The organism is Pseudomonas sp. (assembly GCF_050739655.1).
GTDB lineage: Bacteria > Pseudomonadota > Gammaproteobacteria > Pseudomonadales > Pseudomonadaceae > Aquipseudomonas.
In genome coordinates this window covers 1-7,827 of sequence record NZ_JBOIBY010000499.1, presented here as the reverse complement: position 1 = coordinate 7,827, position 7,827 = coordinate 1, and the positions used below count along the sequence as shown (strand labels likewise).

Sequence of the window (7,827 nt, the reverse complement as noted above, 5' to 3'; positions counted from 1 at the left end):
GCCAAAAATCAACATCAAGCTGCTCGTTAGCGGGAGGCGAATACTACAGCATTAAAATAGGCCGTCAACCCCAACCTAGAAATTCTTTTTCCTTACCAAAGAGCCTCGGTTGCCACTATAAAAACTTCCAAGGTCCGAACAAAGCATCAGGGCAGCAGAGAGCCCAGACCACGTCGTCACTGAATCGCCCTCATTTCGAGGACGCTGTCTGACCGCTTTTTGGCCGTTTTCTGGCTGTCACGACGGCGACTGACCGGCTTGGGTCGACAGTTGCCTATAGCAGTAGACCAGACTCCGCCAAACCTGATTGCTTTGTTCCCACAATGACCCACACAACATGCATCTCGTCGGAAACTCAAAAGGCGGGGGAATCATAAATTTCCCCCCGCCCGCCTGCTCGCGTCAAAATACACACCAAGTATAAATTCATGTACATAAAAAGATGTACATCCAATTTAATCTATACTAATCAAGTAATTAATGTTAGTTTCGAGTCTCCCTCGGGCACCAAAATTAAGAAAGGTCTTGCTTTGCAAGGCCTTTTTTTTCGCCTGCAGAAAAGCACCTGACACCCCACCGCCCTGTGTAGGAGCTGGCTTGCCAGCGATTTCTTTGATCTTCCCCCCTCGGTCAGTAAGACACTCATCAAGGATTCCCCCCATGGAATTGCACCTGGAAACCGTTGCCCTGTTCTCTCTCAAACTGGCTTATGAGTCGGAAGGTCAGAGTCCGATTTTGCGGGATGATTTGGTGATGGGGGATTACCAACGGGATGTGTTTGAGTTGCTGGTGCGGCGGGGGGATGTTGAGGGGATTCAGGGGAAGGTGGGTGAGTGTGTGGGGTTGGCGTTGGAGGCTGTTGGGGGTGTGGATAAGCCGTTGGGGCGGGAGTTGCGGAGGTTGGCGGGTGAGCTTGCCAGTATTCAGACAATGGAGGAGCTTGATCCGCCGCTCATCGCGCTTAAGGATTATTTGAAAGATATTCAATGAAGAAAGCGGGGGGGGGCGTTAAAGCGGTAGTGCCCAACAGCCGAACCGACACTGGCCGGCGCGTCTTAACCGATAAATAATCTATCCCCTTTATCCTTTTCCGCCCCTTTCCCCAATTTTTTTGCCGTCTAAGCCCACCGCTCGCTGACGAGGCTACGGGACGAACACCCCCGCTTTCTCGACATCGGAACTCAGCGGCCATTAAAGCTGACCGCTGGATTCAAGACTCTCCGCTTAACAGTGCTGCTAACGGGGGCGTTGCTGTAAAACTGGTGCGCGGACTAGTTCGTTCCACACCTCTGCAAATGCAGAAGGCTGAGAATCAGTGACTTTCTTCCGATTAGTGTCGCCTCCAAAATAGAGAAGAGTGATTCCGAACGCTTCTGAGAGATCAAGTTCTGCGCACACTGCAGCTAGGTCGAGCGTCAGAGTGGGAACAGCTCCCAATGCCCAAAGCCCCCACCCGCCTAGATCGACCTCTAAAGTCAACCTATTCCATTGACTTCGAGGTACATTCCCAGGCGTGACTAGCTCAGAGACATCTGTTTTTCTAACAAGGATTCGTCGCCCCACCACTCCAAGTTGTTCAAAAAAAGCAGTTGACTTCCCATAATGATCGAAGCCGCCGATCGAGTCGCGCAGAAATCCAGTTCTGCTTACTTTAGTGTTGGTTATGCCATCTACCGCAACATAATGTTCGGCCCACTCCGTGAGCGAACGCGATGTAAATGCGCCTCGATTGTTCGATACATTAACTGCATCAATGACGATGCTAGTTACCTTTGCCGCTCGCAGAAGATCCGCATCAGTTGGAATTACCCCAGTCTTTGAAAGTACTATAGGGGAAATCTTGTTACGGAAATCGTTTGTTGACGATAGACCAAGTATTCGAGGATTGACGGAAAGCAATACATTTTCAGATGTGATTCCGGGGGTGAGGCTCTCAAACGTCTGCATCAGTCGCGTGACTAGATAGTCCGATATATCGAGAGAAAGTTCCCTCTGAAACTCCGTATGATCTGTGGCTATCGCGTCGCGTTGCAAGTTTATCGGAAATCTTCCATCAGCATCAAAAACAACCAAACTCGGCGGTTTTGCGGCAATAGTGCCTAGCTCTTCCGAAATTGCAGGTGTTAGCTTGTAGCTGCTTCGGCAGACCATTACACCATTACAGATAACCAAGTCATCGGGTCGCCCCCATCGCTCAAGCGCCTCGTAGCTCCAAAGTACATCATCGTATCCTTCGGCGGAGACGCGGCGCCACTTGGTTGAGTCGAGTTGGGCGTCACACTCTGGGACTGTATATCTCTGCTTAAGATGAACCTCAGTGCCGGTAGCAATAATTCGTTGCACGCTCGGATTCGTAAGACAATACCAATCCCATAACTCCTCTTTTCTGGTAAGTTTCGCCTTGACTTCATCTGATATTGGAATCTCAATACGCGTTCCAGCGTGAAACCTACAAGGCCTCACCTCAATCGTTTCTGAACCTTGCTTGCACGAAAATGTAATCGCGTCATCTTCGGTATCGTAGATAGATCGTGTAGTGACTCTAATCTCAGGACCAAGGAGAAAGGCTGCGAGCAAACCTATACCAAATCGACCTGTTCGATGGACGGTGGAATGACCAGCTGACTCGTGATTTTTCCGCCATATATCACTGCGCCTAAATGACGCCCCAATATTAAGAAGATATTTATCGACTACATCCGCATTCATGCCAACGCCGAAATCCTCGATAACAAGCTTCGCGTCATTAACATTGGAAGCGCTTAAGGTGACGATTACATCGTCGCTTGATTTTAATGCCGAAGCCACTACCCCCTTCACAATCAAATCATCGCGTTCTCGGCAAGCATCTACAGCATTTTGAACTAGCTCGCGTATGCCAATCTCCGGTTTCTCGCCATAAAGCGGCATAACTAGCAAGTCCATCAGCTCTGCACTAGCGGTCTTGAATCTAAAGTCGCGGGGAAGAAACGGTGGATTCCGTTTTTCCCAAAACAAATGCGGATCGTCTAGGTTGGATCTGATCCGTCTAATTGTAATCCCAAGAGAGTTCAGTGGTGGGAGCCGACCATAGACCTCGCCAAGTACAGCCCAGCTTTTGTCTAACTCTACCTGAATGTCCCGAAGCAAGCTCTGCATTCCTAGGAACGTAGCGGCGCTCTCTGGTTCGCAGTCCACAAAGATAGCTTCTGGGTCGTCATGCGCTTGGTTAATCTCGCGAACGGACATATGCTTACGCCATTCACCGCGTGAAACTGGACTAACTAGTGATTTTAGTCTTAGAAGCTGCCCCGGAGCTCGTGACGAGTGGATTTGGAGGTAGTCTGCTATGCGTAATACCATCATAACAAAGGGCGTTCGACAGTTACGGTGTACACGTCGTTGGTTTGGCTCGAGCACATCCACAGCCGACCGGATTGACAAGTTGTGACTCCTTGCCACAAATCCTGAAAGATCCATTAAATCCTTGAAATCGTCATCTGCAAGAGCTACTGGAGAGTTTGGCCCAGGTATTCCGGAAATAGCGATTTCATGCGCAAGTCTCGCGTGATGCCTCCGAAGAAATTCCCCAATTAACAATCGATGTTTAAATGTAAGATCGAGTTTATTTAATGGAACATCGTGAACTGGATCCGAACTTCCAAATAGCGCATGTAGTTTTCGCTGATCAAACCGACGCGCTTCCGTGAGAAACTGATCCCAAAGGGTTGGCCATGCTATCTCATCTTGAATATAGCGAGATGGTGCAGGCCGATAACTACCATCTATCAGAGAAAAAAAAACCGTCTTCAGAAATATGGAGAGCGCAATCATGCAAGAGTACCGAAAGCACAATAACCGCCCCATCTTCGGCTGTTAGATGCGACCACGACTCGTCAGATATCAGCCCTTCCGCAGTAAGTAAAACTTCTGCTAAATGTTTAAGACTGTGATCTGTATACTCGTGAAAGAAAACCGTTCTATTGTCGAGAGTCCATGGCCCAACAATTGCGAGCGCCTTCAGCACTACAGCGTTAAGGGCATGATCTTGACTTATAAGATTTTCGATTCGAGGTGGCAAATGCATTTGAGTATTCTCTGCTAAAGCGCGGGACTTGCTAAGGTAACGAAAGGCATATATCCGTTATCGGCCACCCTGCATATCCCTTTGCATATTGGTTTTGTTAAATGGTGGAGACTAGCGCGTGTTAGGCGTGAAATACAACTGTGAAGCAAGACGTGAAGACATTCATTGCCGTGAAAAAAGCTCATTCTTGCGAACGATAGCTCCTGGCCGATAGTGGACTTTGAGCATAGTGGCTGCCCATGCCAAACAGAGGCCCAGCTCAGGCAGGTACATCAGTTCGAATCAACCCCGATGAGATGTAATACCAATTGGCTCAATAATGCTCCTACTTGGACATTCAACAAATGCATACCTCCAATAAAACCCATGAATATCAATATCATGCGTGAGCCTGCAACGCACGAAACGAACAAAACTGGGATAGAACACATTTTTCGTCAGGGGTGGTTTGGGATCGAGACCCTCAAAGGTTGCAGGAAAAGGATCTGGACGATACCCTTCCATCGTCGCTGCCAATTCAGCGACCGGGCTTGGTAACCCGAGGTAAATCACTGCGCAACAGTGCCATGCGTCCGCAGGCGCTTTTTTTTCGCCTGCGATCTGCGTTATGGCGGCTGTGCGTGGGACGTCTTCGGACGTGCCGGTTTCCTTGATTTCCCGGTTTACCAACCTGCGCACAGCTGCCACCCATTCGCTTGGTAACGAATTGTGGCAGTTCTTCAAATTAAGGAGCTTTGCAATGCGCAGTATGGATCCGTACAAAATTTGGCTTTCCCCTCTAAGCAATTCCCAATCACGTCCCCCCCTCCCCCATGGCCTCTCCATCCTCGGAGGTGGCCAATGACCGAACAACCCGAACTCAAAACCATCGGTTTAACCCCCGCCATCTACTGCTCCGATCAACCACTGTTCCACGTCACTCGCGGCGTTCCGCTCGGTGATGCGTTATCGATGGCTTCTGATTTTCTGTTCCTAGCCAAGTCGCTGACCGAAGATGCTGCCTGCGCCACAGACCCCGACCGTCACGCCTGGGCTGCGCATTATTTGACGTCGATGAGTAAGGCGTTGGTGGATGATGCGGTGAAGGTGCTGACGCGGGGTCGGGCTGTTGCGCCGATATCCAAGCGAGCGACGGAATCTGAAGGGTAGCTTCCGGGTTTTAGTCGTCAGGCATAACGCTTGTAGAGAAGGGCTTGGTCGCGGTGGGCTTGGGTATTCAGCGGGAGTGGTGGTTGCCTTGGGTTTTTCGCGAGCAGGCTCGCTCCTACAGGGGGTAGTTGGAATGGTTTTGGAGGAGTTGGCTTGGGCAACTTCCATGTTCCATAAACAGGAAGGCCCGAACGTTATGCTGGACTATGCCAGCACCGGGGGACCGGGCGCGATTGGGATGGATGCTGGTGTAGCCTGATGACCATGTAAACGTCGGTGTCACAGAAAACGCGATAAAGGCCAGGGTTTATGCGGGATTTGGCACTTTGTTACTGGGAATAGCTGCCTTTTACAGTGGTCTGGGCAGAATAGTGTGAATGTTGTCTGGGCATGTATTCAGCGGAACTCGTGGATACCTTGGGTTTTTCGCGAGCGAGCTCGCTCCTACAGGGGGGCTGCGGAGTAGATCAGCGCATCTGCCCCCTGGATTTACCCACCGATCTGATGCTGTTTCTCACCGGCAACGCTTGCTATACACCACCCATCGGTAGGCCAGTGCGTGAACGGCCCCTGCCTCGCTCATCTAGACTTAATGGATAGTCGTAGACAGAACCAAACACGTCGCTCTGGTGCGGATAAATCAAAGGCGGCGTGGCAATCTGGCTTTTATGCCCTTACCGATGTGCGGCGAAGACCGCGCCGGGCACAACAAGATGCCCGCCCAGGGTGCCCTGGCCAACGGCCTGAAAATGCCACGATACCGTGACGTGGCATGAGTGCCGCCGCCGACACTTTCGGACAACCGACGACCCTCTGGTTTGTCCGTGACCGTGAGGAATGCTGTATGCCTGATGAGAGTTTGCACCTGCCTGTGGTCAACAGTCTGCTGGAGCGCCACAAGGGCTCTGCGGGTGCGCTGTTGCCCATTCTTCATGATATTCAGGAACGCATCGGTTACATCCCCGATATCGCCGTCCCCGAGATTGCTCATGCCCTCAATCTGAGTCAGGCGGAGGTTCGCGGGGTGATCAGTTTTTACCATGACTTCCGTACCGCGCCTCCGGCCAAGCATATCCTGCGTTTGTGCCGGGCCGAGTCGTGCCAGAGTCGTGGCGCCGAGCAGTTGGCCGCGCAGTTGCGCGATCGTCTGCAACTGGACGACCACGGCAGCAGCGCCGACGGCAGCATCAGTTTGCGTCCGGTGTATTGCCTCGGTGCCTGCGCCTGTTCGCCTGCTCTGGAGCTAGATGGCCGGGTACATGCGCGCTTGAGCGCTGAGCGTCTGGATGCCTTGCTCGACGCTTGCCGGGAGGATGCGTGATGCCGACTCTCTATCTGCCCTGTGATTCTCTTGCCCGTGCCGTGGGTGCCGATGAGGTATCCGTGGCCCTGATCACTCAGGCCAAGGCACTTAATCTGCCGCTGGAGCTACAGCGCACCAGTTCGCGCGGCCTGTACTGGCTGGAACCGCTGCTGGAAGTGGACAGCCCGCAAGGCCGTATCGGCTTCGGCCCGTTGACCGCTGCCGATGTGCCGTCCGTGCTCGATGCGTTGCAAGGCGAGCCGTCCAGCCATCCACTGGCCTTGGGCCTGGTGGAAGAACTGCCTTATCTCAAGACTCAACAACGCCTGCTGTTTGCCCGCGCCGGCATTACCCGGCCGCTGTCGCTGGACGATTACCGCGCCCACGGCGGTTTCGAGGGTTTGACCCGGGCCATCGCGGTGGGTGGTGAGCAGACCGCGACGGACGTGTTCGATTCGGGCCTGCGTGGCCGTGGCGGCGCGGCTTTCCCGGCCGGGATCAAATGGCGCACGGTGCGCGGCACTCAAGCTGCGCAGAAGTACATTGTCTGCAACGCCGACGAAGGCGACTCCGGCACCTTCGCCGACCGCATGTTGATGGAAGGCGACCCCTTCCTGCTGATTGAAGGCATGGCCATTGCCGGCATTACCGTCGGTGCCACCTTCGGCTACATCTATGTACGTTCGGAATACCCCGACTCTGTGGCCACCCTGCGCCAGGCGCTGAACATCGCCCGTGAAGCAGGTTATCTGGGCGCCAATGTCGGCGGCAGCGGCCAGGCCTTCGATATGGAAGTGCGAGTCGGTGCCGGCGCGTACATCTGCGGTGAAGAAACCGCGCTGCTGGACTCGCTGGAAGGCAAGCGCGGGATCGTCCGCGCCAAGCCGCCGATCCCTGCTCTACAAGGCCTGTTCGGCCAACCGACGCTGGTGCACAACGTGCTGACCTTGGCCTCGGTGCCGCTGATTCTGGCCAAGGGTGCGCAGTTCTATCGCGATTACGGCATGGGCCGCTCGCTGGGCACCATGCCCTTCCAGTTGGCGGGCAATATTCGTCACGGCGGTCTGGTGGAACGGGCTTTTGGCCTGACCCTGCGGGAGCTGGTGGAAGACTACGGCGGCGGTACCGGCAGTGGCCGGCCGCTGAAGGCCGCACAGGTTGGCGGCCCCCTCGGCGCCTGGGTGCCACCTTCGCAATTCGATACGCCGCTGGATTACGAGGCCTTCGCCGCCATCGGCGCGATGCTCGGTCACGGTGGCGTGGTGGTGGCTGACGACAGCCTGGACATGGCCCACATGGCGCGCTTCGC

7 protein-coding genes are annotated in these 7,827 nt (G+C 53.7%); 4 read left to right on the top strand and 3 right to left on the bottom strand.

What is annotated here, in order from left to right; translation table 11 throughout:
- Positions 1 to 660 precede the first annotated feature (660 nt).
- Positions 661 to 990: a hypothetical protein gene (locus ACRESJ_RS23785; RefSeq protein ID WP_431760091.1), complete on the top strand. Its 330-nt coding sequence runs from the start codon at positions 661 to 663 to the stop codon at positions 988 to 990.
- Between the two features lie 246 nt (positions 991 to 1,236).
- Here the strand turns inward: ACRESJ_RS23785 and ACRESJ_RS23780 are convergent, their stop codons facing one another.
- From ACRESJ_RS23780 to ACRESJ_RS23770, 3 genes are all read right to left on the bottom strand, one after another.
- Positions 1,237 to 3,813 (bottom strand): HD domain-containing protein, encoded by a 2,577-nt coding sequence (locus ACRESJ_RS23780; RefSeq protein WP_431760090.1) that lies wholly within the window; start codon positions 3,811 to 3,813, stop codon positions 1,237 to 1,239.
- The gene (locus ACRESJ_RS23775) at positions 3,758 to 4,066 is read right to left on the bottom strand and encodes an HD domain-containing protein (RefSeq protein WP_431760089.1); all 309 of its coding nucleotides are present in this window, start codon (positions 4,064 to 4,066) and stop codon (positions 3,758 to 3,760) included. Before ACRESJ_RS23775 ends, ACRESJ_RS23780 begins: the two co-directional genes overlap by 56 nt.
- Before the next feature lie 282 nt (positions 4,067 to 4,348).
- On the bottom strand, positions 4,349 to 4,828 hold the full coding sequence (locus ACRESJ_RS23770) for a hypothetical protein (protein ID WP_431760088.1): 480 nt from the start codon (positions 4,826 to 4,828) through the stop codon (positions 4,349 to 4,351).
- 78 nt (positions 4,829 to 4,906) lie between these two features.
- Here ACRESJ_RS23770 and ACRESJ_RS23765 point away from each other — a divergent pair, with 78 nt between their 5' ends.
- The 3 genes from ACRESJ_RS23765 to ACRESJ_RS23755 form a co-directional block, all read left to right on the top strand.
- Complete coding sequence (locus ACRESJ_RS23765; RefSeq protein WP_431760087.1) at positions 4,907 to 5,215, top strand: DUF3077 domain-containing protein; 309 nt, start codon at positions 4,907 to 4,909, stop codon at positions 5,213 to 5,215.
- Positions 5,216 to 6,059: 844 nt separating this feature from the next.
- Positions 6,060 to 6,536 (top strand): formate dehydrogenase subunit gamma, encoded by a 477-nt coding sequence (locus tag ACRESJ_RS23760; RefSeq protein WP_431760086.1) that lies wholly within the window; start codon positions 6,060 to 6,062, stop codon positions 6,534 to 6,536.
- A partial coding sequence (locus tag ACRESJ_RS23755) for a formate dehydrogenase beta subunit (protein ID WP_431760085.1) occupies positions 6,536 to 7,827 on the top strand: 1,292 nt, incomplete at its 3' end. The genes ACRESJ_RS23760 and ACRESJ_RS23755, both read left to right, overlap by 1 nt.